The 24,109-nt window shown below is 65.9% G+C and carries 19 protein-coding genes; 6 read left to right on the forward strand and 13 right to left on the reverse strand.

The window, feature by feature from the left end; translation table 11 throughout:
* Positions 1–12: 12 nt before the first annotated feature.
* The 4 genes from AADZ78_RS22555 to AADZ78_RS22570 form a co-directional block, all read right to left on the reverse strand.
* A complete protein-coding gene (locus AADZ78_RS22555; RefSeq protein WP_085249026.1) occupies positions 13–1,314 on the reverse strand; it encodes an aminotransferase class I/II-fold pyridoxal phosphate-dependent enzyme in 1,302 nt (433 codons plus the stop codon).
* Entirely contained in the window at positions 1,311–7,598 is a 6,288-nt protein-coding gene (locus AADZ78_RS22560) for a type I polyketide synthase (RefSeq protein ID WP_169726227.1), read from the reverse strand. Before AADZ78_RS22560 ends, AADZ78_RS22555 begins: the two co-directional genes overlap by 4 nt.
* Before the next feature lie 428 nt (positions 7,599–8,026).
* The gene (locus tag AADZ78_RS22565) at positions 8,027–10,654 is read right to left on the reverse strand and encodes a helix-turn-helix transcriptional regulator (RefSeq protein WP_085249028.1); all 2,628 of its coding nucleotides are present in this window, start codon (positions 10,652–10,654) and stop codon (positions 8,027–8,029) included.
* 83 nt (positions 10,655–10,737) lie between these two features.
* A complete protein-coding gene (locus tag AADZ78_RS22570) occupies positions 10,738–11,304 on the reverse strand; it encodes a PE family protein (protein WP_085249029.1) in 567 nt (188 codons plus the stop codon).
* A 287-nt stretch (positions 11,305–11,591) separates the two neighbouring features.
* Here AADZ78_RS22570 and AADZ78_RS22575 point away from each other — a divergent pair, with 287 nt between their 5' ends.
* A complete protein-coding gene (locus AADZ78_RS22575; RefSeq protein ID WP_264033329.1) occupies positions 11,592–11,720 on the forward strand; it encodes a hypothetical protein in 129 nt (42 codons plus the stop codon).
* 71 nt (positions 11,721–11,791) lie between these two features.
* Here AADZ78_RS22575 and pdxH read toward each other — a convergent pair whose 3' ends face one another.
* Positions 11,792–12,418, reverse strand: coding sequence for a pyridoxamine 5'-phosphate oxidase (gene pdxH, locus AADZ78_RS22580; RefSeq protein ID WP_085249049.1), 627 nt, complete (start codon positions 12,416–12,418; stop codon positions 11,792–11,794).
* A gap of 88 nt (positions 12,419–12,506) precedes the next feature.
* Between pdxH and AADZ78_RS22585 the strand changes: the two genes are divergently transcribed.
* Entirely contained in the window at positions 12,507–13,628 is a 1,122-nt protein-coding gene (locus AADZ78_RS22585; protein ID WP_085249030.1) for a citrate synthase 2, read from the forward strand.
* A gap of 14 nt (positions 13,629–13,642) precedes the next feature.
* On the opposite strand, the gene AADZ78_RS22590 is transcribed toward AADZ78_RS22585, so the two are convergent.
* The gene (locus AADZ78_RS22590; protein WP_085249031.1) at positions 13,643–15,067 is read right to left on the reverse strand and encodes an Ig-like domain-containing protein; all 1,425 of its coding nucleotides are present in this window, start codon (positions 15,065–15,067) and stop codon (positions 13,643–13,645) included.
* A 553-nt stretch (positions 15,068–15,620) separates the two neighbouring features.
* The gene (locus AADZ78_RS22595; RefSeq protein ID WP_085249032.1) at positions 15,621–15,821 is read right to left on the reverse strand and encodes a hypothetical protein; all 201 of its coding nucleotides are present in this window, start codon (positions 15,819–15,821) and stop codon (positions 15,621–15,623) included.
* A gap of 146 nt (positions 15,822–15,967) precedes the next feature.
* Between AADZ78_RS22595 and AADZ78_RS22600 the strand changes: the two genes are divergently transcribed.
* A complete protein-coding gene (locus AADZ78_RS22600) occupies positions 15,968–16,426 on the forward strand; it encodes a VOC family protein (RefSeq protein WP_085249033.1) in 459 nt (152 codons plus the stop codon).
* On the opposite strand, the gene AADZ78_RS22605 is transcribed toward AADZ78_RS22600, so the two are convergent.
* Positions 16,423–18,135 carry an FAD-dependent oxidoreductase gene (locus AADZ78_RS22605; protein ID WP_085249034.1) on the reverse strand — a complete coding sequence of 571 codons (1,713 nt, stop codon included), beginning with the start codon at positions 18,133–18,135 and terminating at the stop codon, positions 16,423–16,425. The two genes, AADZ78_RS22600 and AADZ78_RS22605, sit on opposite strands and share 4 nt — an antisense overlap.
* A gap of 6 nt (positions 18,136–18,141) precedes the next feature.
* Positions 18,142–19,179: an AurF N-oxygenase family protein gene (locus AADZ78_RS22610; protein ID WP_139828512.1), complete on the reverse strand. Its 1,038-nt coding sequence runs from the start codon at positions 19,177–19,179 to the stop codon at positions 18,142–18,144.
* A 156-nt stretch (positions 19,180–19,335) separates the two neighbouring features.
* On the opposite strand from AADZ78_RS22610, the gene serC reads away from it, so the two are divergent.
* Both serC and sepH read left to right on the forward strand, forming a co-directional pair.
* Positions 19,336–20,454 (forward strand): phosphoserine transaminase, encoded by a 1,119-nt coding sequence (gene serC / locus AADZ78_RS22615; protein ID WP_139828513.1) that lies wholly within the window; start codon positions 19,336–19,338, stop codon positions 20,452–20,454.
* Positions 20,455–20,565: 111 nt separating this feature from the next.
* Entirely contained in the window at positions 20,566–21,333 is a 768-nt protein-coding gene (gene sepH / locus AADZ78_RS22620) for a septation protein SepH (protein WP_085249036.1), read from the forward strand.
* Here sepH and AADZ78_RS22625 read toward each other — a convergent pair.
* From AADZ78_RS22625 to AADZ78_RS22635, 3 genes are read right to left on the reverse strand one after another with little or no spacing between them, the layout of a single operon-like run.
* The gene (locus AADZ78_RS22625) at positions 21,316–21,582 is read right to left on the reverse strand and encodes a DUF2537 domain-containing protein (RefSeq protein WP_085249037.1); all 267 of its coding nucleotides are present in this window, start codon (positions 21,580–21,582) and stop codon (positions 21,316–21,318) included. The genes sepH and AADZ78_RS22625 overlap by 18 nt on opposite strands.
* Positions 21,579–22,394 carry a TrmH family RNA methyltransferase gene (locus AADZ78_RS22630; RefSeq protein WP_239656688.1) on the reverse strand — a complete coding sequence of 272 codons (816 nt, stop codon included), beginning with the start codon at positions 22,392–22,394 and terminating at the stop codon, positions 21,579–21,581. Before AADZ78_RS22630 ends, AADZ78_RS22625 begins: the two co-directional genes overlap by 4 nt.
* Positions 22,391–22,822: a MarR family transcriptional regulator gene (locus AADZ78_RS22635; protein ID WP_085249039.1), complete on the reverse strand. Its 432-nt coding sequence runs from the start codon at positions 22,820–22,822 to the stop codon at positions 22,391–22,393. Before AADZ78_RS22635 ends, AADZ78_RS22630 begins: the two co-directional genes overlap by 4 nt.
* Positions 22,823–22,958: 136 nt before the next feature.
* Between AADZ78_RS22635 and AADZ78_RS22640 the strand changes: the two genes are divergently transcribed.
* Positions 22,959–23,231, forward strand: a complete 273-nt coding sequence (locus AADZ78_RS22640) for a DUF2530 domain-containing protein (RefSeq protein ID WP_085249051.1) — start codon at positions 22,959–22,961, stop codon at positions 23,229–23,231.
* 73 nt (positions 23,232–23,304) lie between these two features.
* Here AADZ78_RS22640 and AADZ78_RS22645 read toward each other — a convergent pair whose 3' ends face one another.
* Complete coding sequence (locus AADZ78_RS22645; protein WP_139828514.1) at positions 23,305–24,102, reverse strand: DUF3027 domain-containing protein; 798 nt, start codon at positions 24,100–24,102, stop codon at positions 23,305–23,307.
* Between the last annotated feature and the right edge of the window lie 7 nt (positions 24,103–24,109).

Consider the following 24,109-nt stretch of genomic DNA (forward strand, 5'->3'; position numbering starts at 1 on the left):
TTCCGACGCTCCTCAGCTGGCGGCCCGGTACTGCCCCAGCAGCGACCCCAGTCGCGCAATCTGGTCCGGGGTATGGTCCGACGACAAGAACAACCGGATTCGGTCCTGCCCGTCGCCCACAGCTGCCTGGGGAATTGGTGACGCGTTGACTCCGTTCTGCCACAACCAGGTTGACAGTTCGATGGTTGCGATCGTGTCGCCGATGATCAGCGGCACGATCGGCGTGCCGGCGCTTGCGCCGGTGTCCCAGCCGGCCTCGTGCGCGACCGCCAGTGCGTGAGCGGCGTTGACGCGCAACCTGTCGACCCGTTGCGGCTCGGCACGCAACACGTCGAAGGCCGCGATCGACGCCGCGACCTGCGCCGGTGTCGGGGGTGCGATAAAGAGGCCCAGGCCCGGACCCAGCAGTCGGATGGCCCACATGAGTTCGCCGTTGCCGGCCAGGAATCCACCGCAGCTGGCCAGCGACTTCGATAGAGTGCCCATCCAGACATCGACCGCATCGCCGGGCAGCCCGTAACGCTCGCGTACACCCCAGCCGTGCTCCCCCACGGTGCCGAAGGAATGCGCCTCGTCCACCATGACCAGACAGTCGAATTCGCGCGCGACACACAGCACCTCGGGCAGTGCCACGATGTCACCGTCCATGCTGTATGCCCCCTCGACTATGACCATGGCCCGCTCCGCGGAGCCACGCATCCGGCGGAGTATGGCGGCCAAAGACTCCGGATCGTTGTGGCGGAACATCACTCGTCGGCACTGCGCCCATTGGGTGCCCGCGACAACGCTGGAATGCACCAGTGCGTCGCACACGGCAAGGTCGGTTGAGGTCAGCAGGAACGCGATCATCGCCGCGTTGGCGAGGTATCCGCTTGTGGTGATGACCGCGTCGTCGACGCCGTAGGCGCCGGCGAGCCGCTGCTCCAGGTCGGAATACAGCGGTATCTCCCCGGATACCGCGCGGCCCGCCGACACCGACATTCCGTACTGGTCGATTGCTTCCTTGGCCGCCGCCACAACCTGCGGGTGATAGCCAAGCCCAAGGTAGTTGGCGGTCGAGAAATTGATCAACTGCCGGCCGAGCATGTCGATCGTCGGTCCACTGACGCCGTCGTGCGGAACGAAGAAGGGGTTGGCAACGCCGCGAGCGGTGAGCTCCGCGAGCGTCTGCCGGGCGCTCCGCGCTTGCTCGATCAGCGGATGACTCTCGAGGCCCCGACGCCGTCGCGCAGGTGGCTGATTCGACGTCCTTCCCGGGCGGTGTCGGTTCATCAGGTCGCGGGCCAGGTCCCGGACATCTGTTTCAGAGTTCACGACACCTCAGCTACGGCCAGGGCCTGCTTCGCGATGGCGGACAATCCGGGAAGCCGTCCGAAATCCACTGCCGGTATTCGAATGTCGAGCGCGGCCGCCACACGTGAGGAAAGCTCGACCGACGACAACGAATCCAGCCCGAACTCCGGGAGGGGCGTGTGGTGGTCGATGGTGTCGGCGGAGACACCGAGAACGGCTGCGAGGTGTTCGGCCAGCATCAACGTGAGCACTTCGAGTCGCTGGTCGGCCGGCAGAGCCAGCAATTCGGCACGGAAGCTCAGGGAGCCAGCACCGTCGCCCAGGGCCGCGGCGAAGTCGGCGAACCGGGTGGAAGACTTCGATGCCGGCTGGGCCGATAGCATCTTCCGCCAATCCAAGCCTGCGACAACGACATTGGGCAAATCTCCGGCAACGCCCAGCAGCGTTGCCAGCAGCGCGGGGACGTGGCCCACCAAAATGTCGCGGTACCCGAGGAAGTGTGTGTAGCGGCGCACCTCGGGTGAGTTGTCGGCCATGCCACCACCGCGCAGCGTTCCCCAGTTCACCGACAGCCCGGCCTTGCCCTGCGCGTGGCGCAGGTGAGCCAACGCGTCCAAGCCGGCGTTTGCCGCGGCATAGGCCACCTGCAGCGGGATGCCGATCACCGCCGACATCGACGAGAACAGCACGAATGCATCCAGGTCAATTCCCGCCGATTCCGTCGCATGGTGCAGGTTCCATGCACCGTCGAGCTTGGCGCCGATCACTCGCCGCAGGGTTTGCGGGGTGATCCTTTCGTATGCGCTGTCCTCCGACACCCCGGCGGCGTGGAATACACCGCGTAGCGGAGGCAGCTGCTCGGTGGCCCTGGCGATTAAGCGGGACACAGCGAGTGCGTCGCCGACGTCGACGGCTTCCAGCCGGATGTCGGCGCTCGAGGCGCGCCACGCCTCGAGCCGCCGCGTGGCGCGGCCCGCACCGGGGCCGCTTCTACTGACGAGGATCAGGTGTCGCGCTCCCTGTGCAACCAGCCAATCGACGATTGCCACGCCGACCGCGCCGAAGGCGCCGGTAACCAGGTAGGTGCCATCGGCGCGGACCGCAAATGTGGGGATCTCGGGCCGCACCGGCGGGTTGCCACCCAGCGTGACCACTACGCGGCCCTGCTGGGTGCCGCGGGCGACGATGCCGAACGCATCCGGAAGCTGGCCGGCGTCATATGTCACCGCGGGCAGGGGGGTGTAGGTTCCGTCGTTGAGCCGCGCCGCAACCTCGGCGGCGATCTCGTCGGCAAAGGCGCGCCGGTAGGTGAACAGCCGGTCGACGTCGACGGCGAAGTATTGCAGGTTGCGGTCGAAGGGCCCGAGCTCGATCACCCCGTTGCGGTAGATGTCGGCCTTACCGATATCGACGACGCGGCCGAATTCCGCTGCGGCCTTGAGGTTTTGCCGGAGCGCTTCGCCGGGTAGCGAGGTGTAGACGACATCCGCGCCGCGACCGTCGGTGAGCCGCATGACGTCGTCGACGAAGTTGGCCGTGCGGGAGTTCACGGTGTGATGCGCGCCCGCGGCGCGCGCGAAGGCCCGTCGTTCCTCGCTGCCGGCACTGCCGATGACGCGGGCACCGAGCCGACGGGCGACCTGGACCGCTGCCAATCCGGTGCCGCCGGCCGCGCCGTGCACCAGGATCGTCTCGCCCCTGCCCAACCTCGCCGCGTGCAGCAGGCCGTAGTGGGCGGCCAAGAATGGAATGAAACTCCCCGCGAGATCAGGTGTCACGCCACGGGTAAGAGGTGCGACCAGACCATCGGCCGGATGGACGGTGAGGTACCGGCTGAACATGTCCGGAACCGACACCAATACGGCAGCACCAATGTCGAAGCGGCTTCCGCGACCTGCGCGAGTGACGGTGCCCACCCCTTCCATACCCACGGTGGTCCCGTAGAACGCCCCGCGCAGATCCTGGGGCGTGAGCACCCCGAGCAGCTTCATCGAGTCCTTGTAGTTCAGCCCGATCGCATCGATGCGTACCTCGATTTGCCCGGGGCCCGGGTCAATTCGCCGCACGGCGCGCAGCGCGAGATCGTCGAGGAGACGCGTGGCCGGCGGCTCCAGGACGAACGACGCTTGGGGATCGATCTGCGGGATTGCCTCCGTGTACGGCGCGACCCGATCGGCAAGGTCGCGGCGACAATAGGGCGCGAGCGCATACCCGTCGCGGAGCGCAATCTCGTCGACAAGCTGTTCGCCGTGCCGGATCTCGGTCAGCATTGCCGGGGTCAAGCCGCTGTGGTCATCCCCGGGCTGCAGATCGATGTGGCGCCAGCGCACCGAGAGTTGTTCGTTCTGCATCACTCGCCGCGCTCCGACCAGCGCGGCGTGCAGCACATTGGGCTCGTGGCGGTCCCCGGGCAGCCGGAAGGCACCCTTCGTCAACAGGATCGCATCGATCCGCAGGTCTGACCCGGAATCGATCACCGTATCGAATTGCCGTGCCACCTCGACTAGTTCGGCGATCAGCGTGACCTGGTCGTCGGTGCCGGCGATCACGACAGCGGTCACGTCGGCTCCGCCCAGCCGTCGGATGGTTTGTGCCACCCGCGTGGGACGAATGGGGACATCGGCGGCCGTGTCATGGCGACGAATCAATCGCCGCAATGGTTTTGAACGTGTCCTCGAAGTCGTGTTGTCGTCGCTTGTCGGAAACATGATGCCATACAACGGTTCAGCCGCGTTGCTTCCGAGGCTGATGCTGATGACCGGCCGATCGACACGGCCGGGAGAGCCGGATAAATCAACGGGTCGCCAGTCGATTTCGTAAAACAGTGTTTCTAATTGGGCCAGCGGTGACGGGGCAGGAATCAGTTCGCCGAAGCGTACGCCGAGCAACTCCAGGAATAGTGTGCCGTCGGGGCCGCACACTGCGATGTCGGCCATTATGTCGGGTCCGCCGCGGCGAGTGATCACAGCTGTCGCAGCCATCGGCGTCGGGCCGTACCGGCGCACCGTCCCGACGGCGACCGGCACCATCGTTCCAGGTGGCAGATCGTCGAATACGGCAGCGCCCTGCAACGCGGCATCGATGACGACCGGGTGCACGAGGTGCATCGTGTCGGCCGGTCCCGATTCGATCGTCGTAACGACCACATCGGCGCCCACCCAGGCATCGACCACCCGCCGGAACGCCGGACCGTATTGAAGACCCCGACTTTCCAGCAACTCGTAGAACTCGGCATGACTCAGGGCCGCGCCGTCGATGCGCGGCACCACAGCCTGCGGTGCTTCGACCGCCGCATCGACGATTCGTCCTGTGCAGTGGACAATCCGGTTGTCGGTGTCGTCGTGGGATGCGAAAGTCAGTCGCATGGTGGCGGGTTCCGCGGCAACCGAGACGGCTGGTACCGCGTGCTCGTCGATGACCAGTGGGGCGAGGAATCGCACGGATTCAACTGTGACGCTTGGATGTTCGGTGCACTCGGCGGCCGCGCTCAAGAAAGCGTCGAGGTACGCCGCGCCGGGCACGACCACCATCCCGTCGACGACGTGGTCCGGCAGCCAGGGCAGCCGCGTGACCGACAGTTCGGTCGACCACGCCATCGGGTGCCGGACGGATCTAGTACCGAGCAACGGACGGTCGTAGACACCACCGTTGCGTTCCAGCACCGCGTGAGGAGCCTCGGCGAGCAGCGTCTTGTGTTGCCAGGGATAACGAGGTAGATCCGCGTGTGGCGCGATCGTTGATTGGCCCGGCGCGGTTCGGCCTAGGCAGCCGGCGCGGTACAGCTCACCGATGACGCCGAGCAGGCGTTCGGGGTCAGGCTCGTCGCGCTTGAGTGTCGCGATGGCCGCACCCGATTCCGCCCTGTTGGCCAATATTGCCCGAATGTTCCCAGACAGCACGGGATGCGGCCCGATCTCCAGGAATACCCGGTGGCCGTCGTCGATCAGGGTGTCGACGGTGTCGCGGAATCGCACACGTCGGCGCACGTTGGCGCACCAGTACTCGGCACCCCATTCCGGTGAAGTGACCCGGCGCGCGGTCACCGTTGAATACAGTGGCCGTTCTGGCTGTGCGGAATGGACATCGGCCAGCGCCGTTGCCAAGTCGTCGAGGATCGGATCCATGAGCGGGCTGTGATAGGGCACCGTTACCTGCAGGCGGCGCACGAAGACTCCCGCGGACTCCAGTTCGTCGTGCAGTGCATCGATCGCCGGGCGCGGACCGGCCAGCGTCACCGAATCCGGGCCATTGACCGCTGCGACCACCACATCCGCAGCGCCCGCTTCCGAAAGCAGCCGCCCCACTTCGCTTTCCGATAGGCCGACGGCCAGCATTTCACCCGTGCCGTCCGTCGTGGCCTGCAGACGCGACCGGTGATAGCTCACCCTGAGCGCGTCGCGAAGGGTCAGCGTACCGCTGACATACGCCGCGCTCACCTCGCCGACACTGTGCCCGACAACCGAAGCGGGTTCGACACCCAGCGCCGAGAGTTCGGCGACAAGCCCGACCTGCAGCAGAAAGTTGGCCGGCTGAGCGTATTCGGTGTGCTGAATGCGGGAATCAGGTTCGGGTCTCAACAGTTCGTCGAGGATCGACCAGCCGGCGATCTCGCGGAATACCGAGTCGATCTCCGCCGCTGTGCGGGCGAAAGGTCCGTCCCTGCCGATCAGTGCGCGCCCCATACCCCACCATTGGGGACCCATGCCACTGAAGACGAATGCCGGCTTCGTTCCGGTCGGCACGGTGGCGCGGCTGATCGGCGTTGTGCCCGTAGCGACCTCGTCGAGGTGTTGCACCAGTTCCTGCTTGTCGCGGCAGGGCAGCACGATCCGGAACTGGTGATGCGCCCGCCGGCTCCATGCGGCCGAGCACAGATCGCCGATCGACGACGCGCCGCCCACGGCGCTCCGCATGGCGTCGGCAGCGGCACGGACCGCGTCTTCGCTGGCGGCCGAGATGGGCAGCAGCGCGATCGACGGACGTTCCGGGGCGACCGCCGACACGTCAGGGGCGTCGGTCAAGATGACATGGCCGTTGGTCCCGCCGTAGCCGAAGCCGTTGACTGCGGCAATGGCTCGGCCCGAGGAATTGGGAAACGGCGTCGTCTGAGTGACGACCTCGACGTTGAGTTCGCCAAATGGGATCGCGGGGTTGAGGTTTTCGAGCCACGCTTGCGGCGGGATGGTGCGGTGCCGAATCGCCAACGCGGCCTTGATCACACCGGCCACACCCGCTGCGGCCTCGAGATGCCCGATCGATGCCTTCACCGAACCCACCAGCAGCGGTGCGCTCCGCGACTCGGCCAGGCCATATGCCTCAGCCAACGCGACGACCTCAATGGGATCTCCGACGGGCGTCCCCGTTCCGTGCGCTTCTACATACCCGATCTGGTGGGGCGCGAGGTCCGCCTGCGCGCAGACTGCCCGCGCGAGGTCTCGTTGCGCGGCCCCGTTGGGAACGGTGATCCCTGTGGTGCGACCATCCTGATTGACCCCGCTGCCCGCGATCACGGCGTAGATGCGGTCCCGATCGCGCAACGCCGCGTCGACGCTCTTCAGCACCAGCATGCCGGCGCCCTCACCGCGACCGTACCCGTCGGCGGCAGCGTCAAAGGATTTGCTTCGCCCGTCGCGGGCAAGAAACTTGCCCTTGCACATCGATACGAAGAGCTCGGGATGGATCATGACGTTCACGCCCCCGGCAAGGGCGGTTTCGCACTCGCCGCGGGAAATAGCCTGTCTTGCCAGGTGAATCGCCACCATCGACGACGAGCACGCCGTGTCGATCGTCATGCTCGGGCCGCGCAGATCCAACGCGTGCGAGAGGCGGTTGGACAGCATCGCCTGCGACGCACCGGTGGCCGTGAAGTGGCTGATGGCGCGGCGGGCCGAGGGCAGGTAGCGGCGGATCTGGTTGTCGATCATGAACCCGCCGACATAGACGCCGACGTCGCGTCCGGAAACCCTGCCCCCCAGCCCCGCGTCGTCAAGCGCCTCCCACGCGACCTCGAGCACCCAGCGCTGCTGAGGATCCATCACCTCGGCTTCCCGAGGGGAGATGCCGAAGAAGTCGGCATCGAAATCCCACGGCGAAAGCGTCACGAATCCGCCATGGCGTGTGTAGGCCCGGCCCGGCGCGGCTGGGTCAGGATCATAGAAGAGATCGGTATTCCAGCGCTCGCTGGGCACTTCGACGACGCCGTTCCCGCGCCGCAACATAAAGTCCCAAAATTGGTCGGGCGTGAATACCCCGCCCGGCAACCGACACCCGATGCCCACGATCGCCGCGCCTTGGCCGACGTCCATCCGCGGTCTCCGTTCCTCCACCTGTGCCCTGGCGAACGACGGCCGCCGCGCCGGGTCCAGTCCGCTACCCGAATCGTCGCTCGTCCTCGACGGGACCATTGCAGTAGCGCGCCACTGCAATCGCTCGTGTTCTCGGCGCGATACCACTTAGCCGCACTTAGCCGCGCTCCTACGTTCCAATTGGCCCCATGTCGAGATGGCGATGACGCGTTGCTCTCGGTGGCCGCGATATCGGCAGTGGCGATATCGCCGCACCCGGGCATCGACGTTTTGCGTTCACCCGTGTCGTCGCTGGCGCCCCCGCCGTAACGATTGGCGGTCGTTATTGCACCGCAAGGAGTTTGCTGCGGTGCTGTATGCCGAACCTGTCCGGCCGATGCCGCAAATCATTGCCGGCGCCAAGCGCGAGCCGTCTGGGCTGTCAGAGCCTAAGTCACTCCGTGTGTGCCCCCGCGACGAGGCACCAGGGCGGCGAGTTCCTCGCGGCTGGTGGTCCCGGTCTTCGACATCGCCCGGTAGATGTGGCTTTCGACAGTGCGTACGGAAAGCGTAAGCCGCTCCGCAACCGCCCGGTTGGACAGCCCCTCACCGATCAGCATCACGATCTCGCGTTCGCGATCGGTGAACGGCAACGGTTCGCTGGCCCGACGAAGCGCCGGAGTCCGGGCGCCGCCGCATTGTTCGGCCAGCGCGCCAGCGCGCGTCGCGCATCCCAACGCCGATCCCCGCAGGTCCCGGCCGCGGTACGCCAGGGCGGCATGGGCGGCCGCATCGATGGCGGCGACGAGGTCCCCCATCCGCTCGAATTCTTCTGATACCGCTGCTAATTCAGTGCCGTCGCCGTCACTCAGTGCGGCCGAGAACCGTGCCGCGACGCCGACACGTGGCCCCTCGACGATCGCTGCAAGGTCACGCAATCTGACCGCGCCCGAATGGTCACCGAACTGCGCGGCGGTCTGCAGGCAGAGCACTTCTGCCGCGAATTGACCCTTGATTGACGCCCTTTCGGCAGCCGATAACACGATGGTGATGGCCTCACTGACGGCGCCCTGGCCCGCAGCCACCCATGCGTGGGCCAGGCTGCGCTCATAGTCCAGCGACCGGAAGGGGCGTCGCTGCTTGTCCAGGGCGGCTAGCGCGTCGGCTGCCTCCGCGGTGGAACCGCATATCGCGAGCGCAGTCGCGCGCGAGATGTGATAGCGGTATCCCCAGCCCAAGGCGTGCGTGGCGGATAGTCCAAGTGCCGAGTGTTCAAGCAATGCACCCGCGGAATGCAGGCGTCCGGCGCCGAGGGCGGCCCGACCCGCCACGGCAGCGCCGAGCAATTGAGCCGCGCCCGGCATGTCGGCCGCCTGGCGACGCACCCGCTCGGCCACGTCAAGGGCGTCCGCAATGCCGCCGGCCAGTAGCAGCGCGCTGACGTGCGAATCCGCGATGTTGAACCTCATGTGCGGAGCATCGAAAGAGCGTGCCGCAGCGCTGTATCCCGCCTCCGCGACGGCTACGGCTTCGGCGGCGCGCCCAGCATCCGCGGATATTGTGGCCAGGACCCAGGCGATCTCAGCGCCAACGACGGCGGGGAGCTCAGCCAAGGTGAGGCTCTTCGACGCATGTAGCGCCGCTGCGGGCTGGTCCGTCGCGAACCAGTACACCGTGAGGAAGGCATCGACATAGCAACGGGCCTGTGGTGCTGCGGTGTGCGCCGCGTCGTCGATGATCTCTTTCGCGCGTGCGGGCTCACCGAGTGCCCACAGCATGTTGCTGGCCCGCAGGAATGCGAGTCGGGCGCGCTCGCTGTCGGTCAACTGGTCGGCGCGAATTTCGGCCAGCACCGCGTCCGCCTCGTCGCCCCGGCCTGACCACGAAAGCGCGTGCGCGCGAATGAAGTTCGGCTCGGGTCCGGCGCCTGCGCGGACTGCCGCTTCGGCAAGTCGATCGGCTAGTGGCAGCTCCGCCAGCCAGACGGCACCATGGGCCGCCCTGACCAGTAGATGGGGATCGGGTGCGAGATCGGAGTCCATGCTCAGGGTGGCGCGGCGCACCACAACCTGGATGTCGTCGCAGTCATCGGCTCGGGCGAGTTCGGCGGCGACGAGTCCGCGCAACCGTCGTAGCCGGGTTGGCGCCGCGCGCCGTCGGCGAACCTCGCCGTAAAGCGGATGCGCCAACCGCACCTGGACGCCGCCGTCTACCGGCTCGAGCGTGATGAGGGCCCGCGTGTCGGCCTTCTCGATCGCCGCCGGATCAGCGACGCGCCTCAGGTGCGCCAGCTCGATGGGCTCCCCGACGACCACCGCGTCGAGCACATCGCTGACCGGCGCGGGCAGGGCTCCGATGCGCGATTCGATCAGCTCGACCAGCCCGGGCGGCATGACGGGATCGCCGAGCCAGCGCCAGTAGCCGTCCTGCCGCATGATTCGAGCGTCAGCGACCTCCTGTTCGACGATGTTGCGGAGATACAAAAGGTTGCCGCGAGTGAGCTTCCACAGTCGCTGAGCGGCACCCGGGTCCACAGGTCCAGCCAAGGTTTCCGACAGCAGCGTCATGGTTTCGTCGAGCGACAGTGGCTGCAAGTCAAGCCGGTCGAATGAGCCGACCGTCCATATCTCTTGCACCGCGGCGGGAAGCGGGTCGCCGTCGCGCACGGTGAGCATCACTTTCGCTGCGCCTCGCTGCACGATCTGATGCAGAACGAATACCGATAGGTCGTCGAGCAAGTGGGCGTCGTCGACCGCCAGCACCACGGTGACGCCCGCCGGCGCCGCGGTCAGCGACTCCATAACTCCGTGCAACAACTGGTGAGTGTCGGTGACCCCGGGCGGCGCCCACGCGGTGAAAGCGCCCAGCGGAATTGCCCGCCCCGCCGAAGTGCCGACCACCCACCGGCCTTCGACTCCCCGTGCAGAGGCGGCCCACAATGCCTCCCGGGCGATCCGGCTCTTGCCCACACCCGCCGCGCCGCAGACGACGATCCCCGAAACATCCGAAGCCGCGATGGCGGCCTCGATCGTCCGCATCTCCTCCGAGCGGCCGACCAGCGGCCACGACAAGCGCACCTCAGCAGCGTACGTGCGAACGTTGCGAATGCTGGCGCATATCGTCGCAAATCGCTCATCCGGACAGTGTCGACCGGTACCTGCTACGCAGTGGGGGAAAACCCAGGGATAATCGCTCGAATAATCGCGAGTGCGAGGGAACTTTCTACGTATGGATAGGAGATCGGTTGCCTGCTAATCACCTCGGTGAACAGCGTCCATATTTGTGAGAATTTCAATAATGGCAAAAGGGGCAACAATGGCCAAAAAAGCGAGAACGCAATAAATGCGAGTAATTGCACCGGAGTTAGCATTATCATATCACTCAAGGCGATCCCAGCGGTCGCGTAATAGCGCACCTCCGCGTCCAACCCCCGCACCAACGAGGCGATCAGCTCCTCGGCGGCGGTGTACGCGGCCGGAGCCGCCCGCAAGTTCTGGACAAACTGATTCTGATACGCGGCGGCATCCCTAGCCACCGCCTGGTAGTCCTGGGCGTGCTCCGAGAACAACTGCGCGATAGCCAGCGACACCTCATCGGCGGCGGCTGGCGCCACCGCAAGGGTCGCTGGGACCGCCGTTATGCGGGCCGCGTCGAGCGTCGAACCGATGGTCTCCAAATCCGCTGCCGCCGCCGTCACCAGCTCCGGCACCACGCTCACATACGACATGTCTGTCCTACCCCTGCGGCATGCCAACCTCTGGCACACCGAGCTTCACCCGAATTGACGGCGCAAGCATCAGTAGTCGACTACTTAACCGCGGGCGGCTCGCGAGCGTAACGGCACTGCGAAAAACCAAGCCCGAAATCGCAGCCACGTTACGCTGGCGGCCCGGGCGCGAGCCCCTTTACTCGTTCTCGACCAGGTATTGATTCGTCCCACCGGTCTCGCCCTCGCTGAACCGCGAGTGTTACTGCGACATCGGTAATGCCGATGAACCGATCGCCGTCGCGTTCGTGGCGTCATGGAAGTCGGTGAAGGTGGCCTGGTGCACCGGCCTCGACGTGTTCGATGTGCAGCGTGAAGAATGCCCGATCGAGATGCGGTGGCTCGTGTACCGCAAAACGGTTGAGGCGGCTAACTAGCGGGACTAGGGCGCGGCCGGGCCGCGCCCAGTATCGCGCCCACGATCCACGTTGTCGGAACGAGGCCGGCCTCAGGGCTGCAGGCGCTCGATCCGATCGCCGATGACCCGAATTCGGTTGTGTAGCCGGTTTTCCCGGCCCTGCCAGAACTCCACCACCTCAGGCGCAATGACGTAGCCACCCCAGTTGGGGGGCACCGGCACCTGTTCAGTCTCGGCGAAGCGTGCACTCACCTCCGCGAGCTGACCAAGCAGCGCCGCACGCGACGCGATCGGCCGCGACTGGTGCGATGCCCACGCACCCAGTTGGGAGCCGCGGGGCCGCTTGGACCAGTAATCCCGGGTCACCTGTGGGTCTACCCGGCGCACCGGGCCGCGGACATGCACCTGGCGCCCGAGTTGGTACCAGGGAAACGTTGCCGACGCGTACGGCGTCGCCGCTAGCTCGGCACCCTTGGCCGAGTCATAGTTGGTGAAAAAGGTGATCCCGGTCTCATCCGCGCCCTTGCATAACACCGATCGGCTGACCGGCCTGCCGTCGGCAACGGTAGCCAGCACCATCGCATTGGGCTCGGCGAGTCCAGCGCGTTCGGCGTCGCCAATCCACTTGCGGAACAACGCAAGCCAACCATCGGCGAGCCAGTCCGTGTCCAGGTCGGGACTGCCGTCGTTCTCGACGAACCCGCCGGCCGCACGCATCTCGTCTGGTCCTGCCACCGCGTCTACGGTACCGGGGCGGCTACCGGCCGGTAGCGTGGCCCCGAAGGTGGGGTGCGAGAATTTGCCCATGACTGTGGTCCCCGAAAATTTTGTCGCCGGCCTCGAAGGCGTGGTGGCCTTTACCACCGAAATTGCCGAACCGGATAAAGACGGCGGCGCGCTGCGCTACCGCGGCGTCGACATCGAGGATCTGGTGAATCAGCGGGTCACATTCGGCGACGTATGGGCGCTGCTCGTCGATGGAAAGTTCGGTAACGGGCTGCCGCCCGCTGAGCCATTCCCGCTGCCGATCCACACCGGCGATGTGCGCGTCGACGTCCAGGCCGGTTTGGCGATGCTGGCTCCCATCTGGGGCTACGCACCACTGCTCGATACCGACGACGACGCAGCGCGTGACCAACTGGCCCGGGCATCGGTGATGGCGTTGTCCTATGTCGCGCAATCCGCCCGCGGGATCTACCAGCCCGCGGTCCCGCAACGAGTCATCGATGAATGCCCCACCGTCACAGCACGTTTCATGACCCGCTGGCAGGGTGAGCCAGACCCACGGCATATCGAGGCTATCGACGCCTACTGGGTGTCGGCCGCCGAACACGGCATGAATGCCTCGACGTTCACCGCGCGGGTGATCGCCTCCACCGGCGCCGACGTCGCGGCATCGCTGTCCGGGGCGATCGGGGCGATGAGCGGGCCGCTACACGGTGGGGCTCCGGCCCGCGTCCTGCCGATGCTTGAAGAGGTTGAGCAGACTGGCGACGCCCGCGGCCTGGTCAAAGGAATCCTGGATCGCGGCGAGAAACTGATGGGATTTGGACACCGGGTCTATCGTGCGGAGGACCCCCGGGCACGGGTGCTGCGGGCGACCGCCGAGCGGTTGGCCGCTCCGCGCTACGAGGTCGCAGTGGCGGTGGAGCAGGCGGCCTTGGCGGAGCTGCGGGAACGTCGTCCCGACCGCGCGATCGAGACCAATGTGGAGTTCTGGGCCGCCGTCATCCTCGACTTCGCCCGGGTGCCGGCAAAGATGATGCCGGCGATGTTCACCTGCGGCCGCACCGCCGGGTGGTGCGCCCACATCCTCGAGCAGAAGCGGCTCGGCAAACTCGTCCGGCCGTCGGCCATCTATGTGGGACCTGGCCCGCGCCGCCCGGAATCGGTCGAAGGGTGGGATCGCGTCCTCACCACCGCCTGACCGCGCACTCCCTGTCAAAGCCCCACATTGTCGACGTCGTAGTGGAAGCCGACCATCGGAGGGCTGTGATCCGACAGCGGCTGTCCCTTGGAATTGAAGAACTTCGGCGCCTCGTTGCTGTACGCGACGGCGTTTAGTGTCACACCCTGACCGCTTCGGTAGAAGATCTTGTCAAGCAGCTCGCATTTGTTCCCGACCATGCAGGGGATTGCATTGGTTGGCGTCATGCCGCCGAACTCCAGCTGCACCCAAGCGTCAGTGAGCGTAAGGTCCGAGGCAAATGTTTGGAGAGCGCTCAGGTCGTCGGAGTACCGGGCGTTGAAGTCGCCGGTGACGATGACCGCGCGGCCCGCGGAGTTCTGCTGGATGTAGTTGGTGATCTGCGCGAGGTTGTCATTGGTAAACCTCCCACCGCCTGTGTTGGTATGCAGGTTGTACAGGTCGATCGTTTCACCCCCCGGCATTTGCAGCTGGCTGTAGGTGAAGCCCTTCACGGTGAGGCAGTTGTCGGCGGAGCATTGCCACCACGTCTGTCGATCAAGCCTCTTCACCTTGAACTGCGCGAGAGTGTTGAGCCCATCGGAGAAGGGCACCCCAATGGGCCACAGCAGGGTGGGCGGCTCGGGCGGTGTTTGGCTGGGCATCTGGGATCTCTTGACGAGGAAATCGTGGTACGCGAAGTCCTCCTGGACGTTCGCGACATAGTAGTTGTTGAGCCGCTGCCCAATCTGTTTGGTGTACAAGAAGCGCGGCAGAATTGCGCTGGACAGCGGGAAGGGCAGCCCCGCGATGTTGTAAGTCAACATGCTGAAGTCACCGCTGATTGTCGTGGTCGGGGTGGCCCCGACGAAGACGGTCACGGTGGCGACGTCGTCGTGCCCATGGAATGGACCCAGATAGCCCGCCAAGCCGTGTACGTGAAGGCTGGTGTCATCGCTGACTGCCACGGTGAAGGTGTCGCTTCCGACAAAAGTCGGGTCGGGCGTGTAGGTGAAGCTGGCGGTTTGCTGGTCTACCTGGACGACGCCATGCTGGGGTCCGCCAGGCACACCACGCTGACGCACTCTGAACGTCATCCTGTTGCCGTCGGGGTCGAACGCGGTGAATGCAACCGGGCCGGTGGTGCCGCCCTGGGGAACGCTGACCTGTTGTGGGGTCGCGACGGGAGTGCGGTTGAAGACGATGGGAACGATCCCGTTTCGGATCGCGGCCAAAGCGTCCAGCAAGGCCTGTAAGAGTTCGTTGGGGTCGATCTGCGGCAAGCTGCCCAGTGGGAACGCCTCGGCCGACGGCGACAATGGCTTCGCCCACGGATCTCCGGTCGCGGAGCCCGAATCCCCCGGTGCGGAGCAACCAATCGCGGGGATGGTTATCGCCACTCCCAGCCCCAGGACAACTGCTAGCGCACCAATCCGGCCGATCCCCCTGGCGTAGCGCATCGATTCTCCTTGTGCCGCTGTTCGCGAAAGGTCGTTGCTCGCAGCGAATGTTCTACCTGCAGCAAAGACATTGTCAATGCGCGTAGTTGGTCGATATCCGGCGTCCGTCGCAAAGTTGTGCACCTTCAAAACGTGCGCCGCCAGGGGCCCCGGCGACCACCCGCGCGGTGCGTGCTGGGCGCGGTAGCGCCCCACCAAGCTGGAACGGCGACGTCGTTTTACAGCTCGGGAGCCGGGCAGGATACCGGCCCGCCAGAATCTTTTGGGTTGCTGTTCGTACCGCCGACGAGTTGAGTTGTTGCGCCGTGTGATCGATGGAACCTGCGGCATCACCGGTGTTCGCCAACAAGCGGACTTGCGCGATAAATCGCTGCTCTAGCTGGCAAATCGTCCGCTTCTGGAGATAGCTGGGCCGGAGCTAGTGGTCCGCCAGACCTATTGGTGACAGACATTTTTTGCGCGGACGAGCACGCGCGATTCATACAACCGTGTGTTCAACGTTCCGGCCTAGCCCGCTCGGGCAGCAGAGCCGCAGATCGGCTCGCGACGGGACTCATTGCACCGTTGAATCGGTGGCCAATGCCGCTTCGGCGAACATGCCTGCCACTTCGAGGGCGCAGACAGCAAGTCGAACCGGCTGTGACAGAAGCGTATTCATGCCGAGACAGAGAATTGCTCGTGTCGTGACGGGAACGTTTTCGGTTAGAGACGGCTTAGAGACGGCGATATTGCCGACGCGGGTCTTGACGGCCACCGCGGCACGGACGGGGGGAAACGATCAGGCTGGCGGAAAGTTGTCGGTGCCCCGCGATTGAATGGCCTTGCGGCGATGACTTTCCGTCGTCGCCGTAGTCAGTACTCGTGAGCCCGTCCGGGATACCAAACCGTAAGGAGACCGTCATGGCGATCAACGTCGAACCCGCAGTGATCCCCCACCTCGTCGTTGGCGACGCCGCCGCCGCCATCGACTTCTACGTCAAGGCGTTCGGCGCTGAGGAACTGGGGCGGGTGCCCGGTCCCGATGGCAAGCTGATCCACGCCGCGGTGCGCATCAACGGCTTCACAGTCATGCTCAACGACGACTTCCCCGAGATGTGCGGCGGCAAGTCGATGACTCCGCGGTCGTTGGGCGGAACTCCAGTCACCATCCACCTGACGGTCACTGACGTCGACGCGAAGTTCCAGCGTGCCCTGGACGCCGGCGCCACCGTGGTGGCGGCGTTGGAGGACCAGTTCTGGGGCGACCGCTACGGGGTGCTCGAAGATCCGTTCGGCCACCACTGGTCGTTGGGACAGCCGGTGCGCGAGGTCAGCATGGAGGAAATCCAAGCGGCCATGGCTGCGCAGGCCAGCAGCTAACCCGCGATCCGCTCACTCAACCGGGCCAGTAGGCGCCGTCCCAGCGGCGGCGCCTGCGCTGCGGTAGCCGCTGCCGCGAGCATCTCGGCAGCGTTGGTGAACTTGTTGCGCGGGCGGCCCTCGTCACGGCCGCGCGCCACCTCGGCGGCGTTGATGGCGCACCATCCGGCGGCGTCGACCACGTCGGGCTGGCGAGCGTGCACCAGCTCCTTAAGCTCCGCCGGTTGGGCCACCGGAGCGGTCAGCTTGCCCGCATTGAAGTCGGCAACAAGAGTCTGAACGGTTTGGCAAGAGCACGACTTGTTCGTGCCGATGAACCCTGTCGGCCCGCGCTTGATCCAGCCGGCGACGTACGCGCCAGGCACCGGCCGGCCGGTGGCCGGGTCGACAACCCGACCGCCATCGTTGGGGACCACCGCCGCCGCTTCGTCGAACGGGAGATCGGGGATCGGCTTGCCGCGGTAGCCAATCGACGTCAGTGCGAGGCCGGCGTCGAGCCGGCGCACCTCATCGGTACCGGTGACCGAGAACTCCACGGCGCTTACCCGTTGCTGACCGAGGACGCGTTGCGGCGTGAGCTGATATGCAAGCCGGATCCGCGGGCGCGATGAGGGCGGCGAGACCCCCTCACCGGCAATGCCCAGGCTGCTCAAGACCTGCAGCTTGTTCCTGGTCACCGAGTCGGAAGCGGACGTAAGGTCGTCGAGCACCCGCTGGTGATCGACGGCGTCGAGTACTACGTCGGACGCGCCCGTGAGTCCGATCAACTCGGGCAGGGTGAACGCCGAGTGGGCAAGACTACGCCGGGCCGCGATCACCACCTCGCGGATCGCCGAGCCGCGCAGCGCCCGCAACGCGTGGTCGGCGATGTCGGTGTGGGCGAGGTCGTCGGGGTCCGCGGTGAGCACACGCGCCACATCGAGGGCGACGTTGCCATTACCGATGATCACGACGCGTTCGTGGCCGAGATCGATAGGCAGATCGGTGAATTCGGGGTGTCCGTTGATCCACGCGACCAATTCTGTGGCGGTCCAGGCACCCGGGAGACCCATACCCGCGATATCGAGCCGGCGGTCATCGGGCGCACCCACCGCGTACAGCACGGCGTGATGGTGACTCAACAGTTCCGCGTGGCTCAGGTGCTTCCCTATCTCGACGTTGAGGTAGAACCGGAAGCGCCGATGCCCTGCGACGCGGTCGAACAGTTGGGTGACCTTCTTGGTGTTCTGGTGATCCGGCGCAACCCCGGCACGCACCAGCCCATAGGGCGTGGGCAGCTTCTCAAACACGTTGACCCGCACGCCATGCTGGACCAGCAACTCATCGGCGGCATACATCGCTGCGGGCCCGGAGCCGACAATGGCCACCGTCAGCGGGTCGCCATGCGCATGGACTTCGGCGGCCGGAATCACCGGGGCCAATTTCGAGGTCGGCGGTAGCTTCACGTCGGCGGGCCGCTTTGGGTAGTACGAGGCGTTGATCTCAACGAACGGCAGCTGTTTGGAATCCAACCTGCTGTCGGGTGCGATCGCGCCAACCGGGCAGGCACTCACGCAGGCACCGCAGTCCACACAGGCCAGCGGGTCGATATAGAGCATTTCCGAGGTCGCGAAGCCCGGCTCGTCCGGAGTCGGGTGGATGCAATTCACCGGGCAAGCGAAGACGCAGGACCCGTCATTGCAGCACGACTGTGTAATAACGTGTGGCATAAAGGATTACGCTGCTGGCGCGGCCGCCAAGCGCTGACGTTGCGGCTCGCTGCGGTAACGTGACGGCTTACCGTCGATCTTGCAGATCCGCCACATCAGCCGGGCAAGTCGGCCCTGCATCAAGCCGGTGTCGTAGGCGAGCATGCGGACGTCGGCGAACATGTCGCGCAACCACTTTCGCGATTCCGGCGACCGGAAGAACAGTTCCTTCTTGACCTCACGCGGGATGTCGAATTCTTCCCAGAATGCCTTGGGCGGAATCAAGATGGCATTGCACAAACTCCGCATGGTCAGCGGAAAGTACAGCGAGATCCAGAACCGCTGCGTCCGAGTCAGATTCGGTAACCGCTTGCGTAGGTACTCGTGAGCGAACGAAATGTGTCGCGCTTCTTCGGCCACATGGATGGCCATCACCCGCTCCATGATCGGATGCAGCGACTTGCCTTCGCGGAGAACCTGCTTCTGGGTGTGGTCAATGGGCTCCTCGCCGGCGAGTACGCCAATGAAGAACGCTACCGGCAATGGCCCGGCCACCAGCGGGATCAACGGTGAGATCCAGCGCAGCCGCCGTGGCATCCCGGGAACATCTGCGCCGATCCGGTTGATCATCTCCTGGAACATCATGGTGTGGTTGCACTCTTCGACGCATTCGTGCAGGCAGTACCGATACTCCGGGGAGCCGTTGGGCATCCAGAACGTGTAGTTCATCAGGCCACGGATCAGGATGGATTCGAAGTGCAGCCCCACCTTGGCCACGTTGGCCTGGCGCCACCTTCCGATCTCGATCTGGCGTTCCTGCGTCTGCGCTTGGTACCAGGGATGGCGGCCCAACGGGTCGGTCGCCGGGAGGATCCACCGGGGATCATTGTCGGTGACAGCGAACTCCGGTGACTCCCAATCGATATCGGTGTACGGGTTGAAGTTTCGCCGCACAGACCCCTCGGACAGTGTGGCGAGCGTTTCCACGTACTCGGCGTCGTCAAGCACCTCCATGTTGCGGCGCCAACGCCGAACCATGCGCGTCCTGGCCTTCCCAGCAGCCATGAGCAGCCTCCTCAATGAGGTTTGTCTCGGGCGTGTATGGAACACGGTACCGCTGGTACCGGGAAATGCGCACTTTCATGTGTCTCAGATCACACGCTGGTCCCTCCCAAAGGGCCGTTCAGCTAGGTCGCAGGGTTGCTCACTACCCTGATGGCCATGGCTGACCAGCTCGAGATTCCCGCTCACCTCAAACCGCGCGACGGCCGCTTCGGATGCGGACCATCGAAGGTCCGTCCAGAGCAACTGCAGGCCCTGGCCACCACCTCGGCGGCCTTGTTCGGCACGTCGCACCGCCAGGCGCCGGTCAAGAATCTGGTAGGCCGGGTCCGCAGCGGGGTGGCCGAGCTTTTTTCGGTGCCCGACGGCTACGAGGTCATCCTGGGCAACGGTGGCGCGACAGCGTTCTGGGATGCCGCGGCATTCGGGCTGATCGACAAGCGCTCGCTGCACCTGACCTACGGCGAGTTCAGCTCGAAATTCGCCTCGGCCGTCGCCAAGAACCCGTTCATCGGCGACCCGATCATCGTCAAGTCGGATCCGGGTAGCGCCCCGAAGCCGCAGAGCGACCCGTCCGTCGACGTGATCGCCTGGGCACACAACGAGACGTCGACCGGTGTCTCGGTGCCGGTGCACCGGCCGGCCGACTCGGGGGGCGCGCTGGTCCTCATCGACGCCACCTCCGGGGCCGGTGGTTTGCCAGTCGACATCGCCGAGGTCGACGCCTACTACTTCGCGCCGCAGAAGAACTTCGCCAGCGATGGCGGCCTCTGGCTGGCCGTCATGAGCCCGGCGGCGCTGGCCCGGGTGGAGGCCATCGCCGCGTCCGGTCGCTGGGTTCCCGACTTCCTATCGCTGCCGATAGCGATCGAGAACAGCCTGAAGGACCAGACGTACAACACACCGGCGATCGGCACCCTGATATTGCTGGCCGAGCAAGTCGACTGGCTGTTGAGCAACGGCGGGCTGGACTGGGCGGTCAAGCGCACGGCGGACTCGTCGCAGCGGTTGTATGCGTGGGCACACGAGCGCCCGTACACCACGCCGTTCGTCGCCGACCCCGGGCTGCGCTCGCAAGTGGTCGGCACCATCGACTTCGTCGACGAGGTGGACGCTGCGGCCGTGGCCAAGACTTTGCGCGCTAACGGCATAGTCGACACCGAGCCGTATCGCAAACTCGGCCGCAACCAGCTACGGATCGCGATGTTTCCCGCCGTGGATCCCGACGACGTCAGCGCGCTCACCGCATGCGTCGACTGGGTGGTCGAGCGGCTCTAACGAAGCGCGTGGCCGCCTCCGCGTGTCAACGAGGTTAACGGGGCTTAGCCCACTAGAGTGCGCACGTATCAGGTCCAGTGCTGACCTGCACGGAGCCTGCGAGGAGAAGCCATGCGGGAACTCAAAGCAGTTGGGCTCGACGCCGACGGCAAATACATCATCTGCGAAGGTGCCAACCCAGCCGAGAGGTTCAGGCTCCCGGCCGATGATCGGCTACGGGCCGCCTTGCGTGGCGAGGCACCGCCGCCAGAACAACCGCCGCTCGACATGCAAGTGACTAACATGTTGAGCCCCAAGGAAATTCAGGCACGAATCCGCGCCGGCGCGTCCGTCGAGCAGGTCGCCGCCGCCTCGGGTTCGGCCATCGCGCGCATCCAGCGGTTCGCCCACCCGGTGTTGCTGGAACGCTCGCGCGCGGCCGAGTTGGCGACGGCGGCCCACCCGGTTTTGGCCGACGGCCCGTCCGTGCTGACGCTGCTAGAGACGGTCACTACAGCATTGGTAAAGCGTGGCCTTAACCCCGACAACCTCGGCTGGGATGCCTGGCGCAACGAAGACGGGCGCTGGACGGTGCAGCTGGCCTGGAAGGCCGGCCGTTCCGACAACGTCGCACATTTCCGCTTCACGCCGGGCGCGCACGGCGGCACCGCCACCGCGATCGACGACGCGGCCAGTGAGCTGATCGACCCAGACTTCAAAACACCGCTGCGGCCGCTGGCGCCGGTGGCCCACCTCGCCTTCGATGCCGTGCAGGAACCCGCGAGGCCGGCACCACCCCCGCCGCCGGCCGAACCGCCGGTCAGCAGCCGACGGGGCAAGCCGGCCATTCCCGCCTGGGAGGATGTGCTGCTCGGGGTTCGCTCAGGCGGCCAGCGCTAGCAGTATCAGCCACCCGGCCGCCACACCTACGCCGCTACCCAGCACAAACCAGCGCAGCACGGGGGTGCGCCGCCAGCCCCACAGGGTCGGCGCCAATCCTCCGGCCGCCACCACGTTGAGCCCCACCGCCAACAGCGGATGCACTCGGACCAGCCCGAGACTCAACACCACAACCGCGGTTCCGGTAACGGCGGCCACGAACCCGGCAACCGTCAAACCCGTTGCCCAGGGCACGGACTCGTCGCTCACGACGCAAGCCTATTCCGCTCGTAGAACGCCAGCGCCGCCGCAGTCGCGACGTTGAGGGAGTCGGTACCTCGCGACATCGGGATCCGCACCCGCATGTCGCTGATCCGCAGTGCAGCCGTCGTCAGCCCGGGGCCCTCGGCGCCCACCAGCAACGCAATCCGCTCGTCGCGTATCGCGTCCATCACCTCGGCCAGCGCGCAGGCGTCACCTTGTGGAGTCATCGCCAACAGCCGGAAGCCACTGTCTTTCAGCATCACAAGGTCGGCGGGCCAGTCTGTGGTCCGTGCATACGGGACCAGCAGGGCGTGACCCATGGAGACCCGGACCGCGCGGCGGTAGAGGGGATCCGCACAGCCGCTCCCGAACACCACCGCGTCGACACCCAGGCCCGCCGCGTTGCGGAAGATCGAGCCCAGGTTCTCATGGTCGTTTACTCCTTCGAGCACCGCGACGGTGCGGGCGCCGTCGACCACCTGAGCGACGCTGGGCTCTGGCACCCGACGTGCGGCGGCCAGCACGCCGCGGTTGAGATGAAACCCGATCACCTGCGCCATGACGTCTGCGGACGCCCGATAGTAGGGGCTGGTGACGCCGGCCAGGTCGTTCTTGAGCTCGCTGAGCCTGCGGTCGGTACCCAGGAAGGCCAGCGGGGTGAATCGAGAGGCCAGCATGCGCTGTACGACAAGCACGCCCTCGGCGATCACCAAGGCCTTTCCGGTCGGGAGGTCGGGACGACGGTCGACGCTGTTCAGGTCGCGAAAATTGTCCAGCCGCGGATCGTCGGGATCGCTGACATCCTCAACGGCACTCACGGGCTTTCGTCGACCAAGGCCGAGATCAGGTCGGCAGCGTTGCGCAGGACGTCGCGTTGTCCGCTGTCCAGCGTGGCCAACCGCTCGGCCAACCATTCCTGGCGCGCGCGCCGGGCCGCCCTGACCAACTCGGCGCCGGATTCGGACACCGAGACCAGCACCTGCCGACCGTCGACAGGGTGCGGCGCGCGGTCTACGAAACCCATGTCGGCCAGGGAGGCGATCACCCGGGTCATCGATGGCGGACGGACCCGTTCCCGGATTGCCAACGCGCCGGGCGTCATCGCACCCTCGTTGGCCAACGTCGTCAGCGCCGACAGCTGCGACAGCGACACCGGCGATGACGGATTCCGAAACCGCAGTTGCCGGGCCAACCGCATAACCGCCAGCGACAAATCGCTGGCCAGCCGCGCGTCGCTGTCAGGCACAGCGCGAGGTTACATCGGAACCTCAGGACTCGCGGTCAGAACCGGCAAACGACGAACTTCTCTCCCGCCAGCGGCTTGCCTCCGGTCGGCCATGTTGCGTTCTGCGAGTTGCCCGCCGCCCGCTATGTTGAACGCGATGAGCGCCGAACCCGACCAAAGCCCCGCGCCACCGCTGCCGGCCGTCCTGCTCGAGGTGTGGCCGGTCATCGTGGTTGGGGCTTTGGGTTGGCTGGCTGCCACGGCCGCCGCGTTCTTGGTACCCAGCCTGGAGAATTGGCGTCCGGTGACGGTCGCCGGGCTCGGAACGGGGCTGCTCGGCACGGGCATCTTTGTGTGGCAACTCGCCGCTGCCCGCCGTGGTGCACGTGGCGCGCAAGACGGACTCGAAACCTATCTGGACCCGAAATAAATCCGGCAGGGCGAACGATTGCGACAGCGCGTTCTCGAACTTGAACGCACTTCTTCGGTGGAACCGCGAAGGACTAGGCGGGAGTCTCTGGAACCGGCTTCGCCATGACGTCGAGCACGCCGTCGTCGTACGGCTCATACGTGGGCGAGCCGATGCCCGCCGGGGCAGGAGTGTCGGAGTGCGCACCACAGCCGTAGTACTTGTCGACGACATGGCCGTCGGCCGACAGTTCGTTGCCGCACACCCCGAACATCGCGCCCAGCGATCCGGCCAGCGGCAGAAAGAAACCGCAGTCGCGGCACACTCGCTTGGTGGACCGCGCCATCGGTGAGTCGGGACCATAGTCGCCGTCGTGCCAACGCTCGGCTGCCTGAGCGCGACCCCAGGCACTCATCACCCAGCGCCGGCCCAGCCCTACTTCGGCAGCGGTCTCGTCAACCTGCGCGTCACCACTGCTGGTGTAGCCCGGAACTAGCCGCGGGTCGTCCTTTGCCGGCGCTAGCAAGTCCCCTGGGCTCAAGTCACCCGGCTGAATCCGCTTCTCCCACGGCACCCATTCGGGCGCCAGCAGGGCCGTCGGGCCGGGAATCAGCACCACCTCGCTGATCGTGGCGTGGTCAGAGCCGGAATAGGTGGCGACAACGACGGCCCACTGCCATCCCTGGTAGCCCGGTAGATGCGCCAGAAACCTGTGGGTCGCGGTGTTCGGGTCCTCATAGCTGACGCCCAAGTAGTCGCCGACCGCCTCCGGGCCACTGAACTCCGCGACAGCCGCCCTGGCCGCCTCGACCGCACCCGTGAGCACCGCCGCCAACCCTTCGGGCCACTCGGCTACGGTCGTCACGGCGGATTCCTCATTGGGTCCGGTCACGCTGTCC

The sequence above is a fragment of the Mycobacterium riyadhense genome (assembly GCF_963853645.1).
GTDB lineage: Bacteria > Actinomycetota > Actinomycetes > Mycobacteriales > Mycobacteriaceae > Mycobacterium > Mycobacterium riyadhense.

What these genes read in the sequence shown, in the direction of transcription:
- AADZ78_RS22600 (WP_085249033.1), top strand. Translation starts at nt 15,968, where the DNA reads ATGGCGATCAACGTCGAACCCGCAGTGATCCCCCACCTCGTCGTTGGC.
- serC (WP_139828513.1), top strand. Translation starts at nt 19,336, where the DNA reads ATGGCTGACCAGCTCGAGATTCCCGCTCACCTCAAACCGCGCGACGGC.
- pdxH (WP_085249049.1), bottom strand. Translation starts at nt 12,418, where the DNA reads ATGCGTGCGGCCGGCGGGTTCGTCGAGAACGACGGCAGTCCCGACCTG.
- AADZ78_RS22585 (WP_085249030.1), top strand. Translation starts at nt 12,507, where the DNA reads ATGACTGTGGTCCCCGAAAATTTTGTCGCCGGCCTCGAAGGCGTGGTG.
- sepH (WP_085249036.1), top strand. Translation starts at nt 20,566, where the DNA reads ATGCGGGAACTCAAAGCAGTTGGGCTCGACGCCGACGGCAAATACATC.
- AADZ78_RS22610 (WP_139828512.1), bottom strand. Translation starts at nt 19,179, where the DNA reads ATGGCTGCTGGGAAGGCCAGGACGCGCATGGTTCGGCGTTGGCGCCGC.
- AADZ78_RS22570 (WP_085249029.1), bottom strand. Translation starts at nt 11,304, where the DNA reads ATGTCGTATGTGAGCGTGGTGCCGGAGCTGGTGACGGCGGCGGCAGCG.
- AADZ78_RS22560 (WP_169726227.1), bottom strand. Translation starts at nt 7,598, where the DNA reads ATGGACGTCGGCCAAGGCGCGGCGATCGTGGGCATCGGGTGTCGGTTG.
- AADZ78_RS22640 (WP_085249051.1), top strand. Translation starts at nt 22,959, where the DNA reads ATGAGCGCCGAACCCGACCAAAGCCCCGCGCCACCGCTGCCGGCCGTC.
- AADZ78_RS22590 (WP_085249031.1), bottom strand. Translation starts at nt 15,067, where the DNA reads ATGCGCTACGCCAGGGGGATCGGCCGGATTGGTGCGCTAGCAGTTGTC.
- AADZ78_RS22605 (WP_085249034.1), bottom strand. Translation starts at nt 18,135, where the DNA reads ATGCCACACGTTATTACACAGTCGTGCTGCAATGACGGGTCCTGCGTC.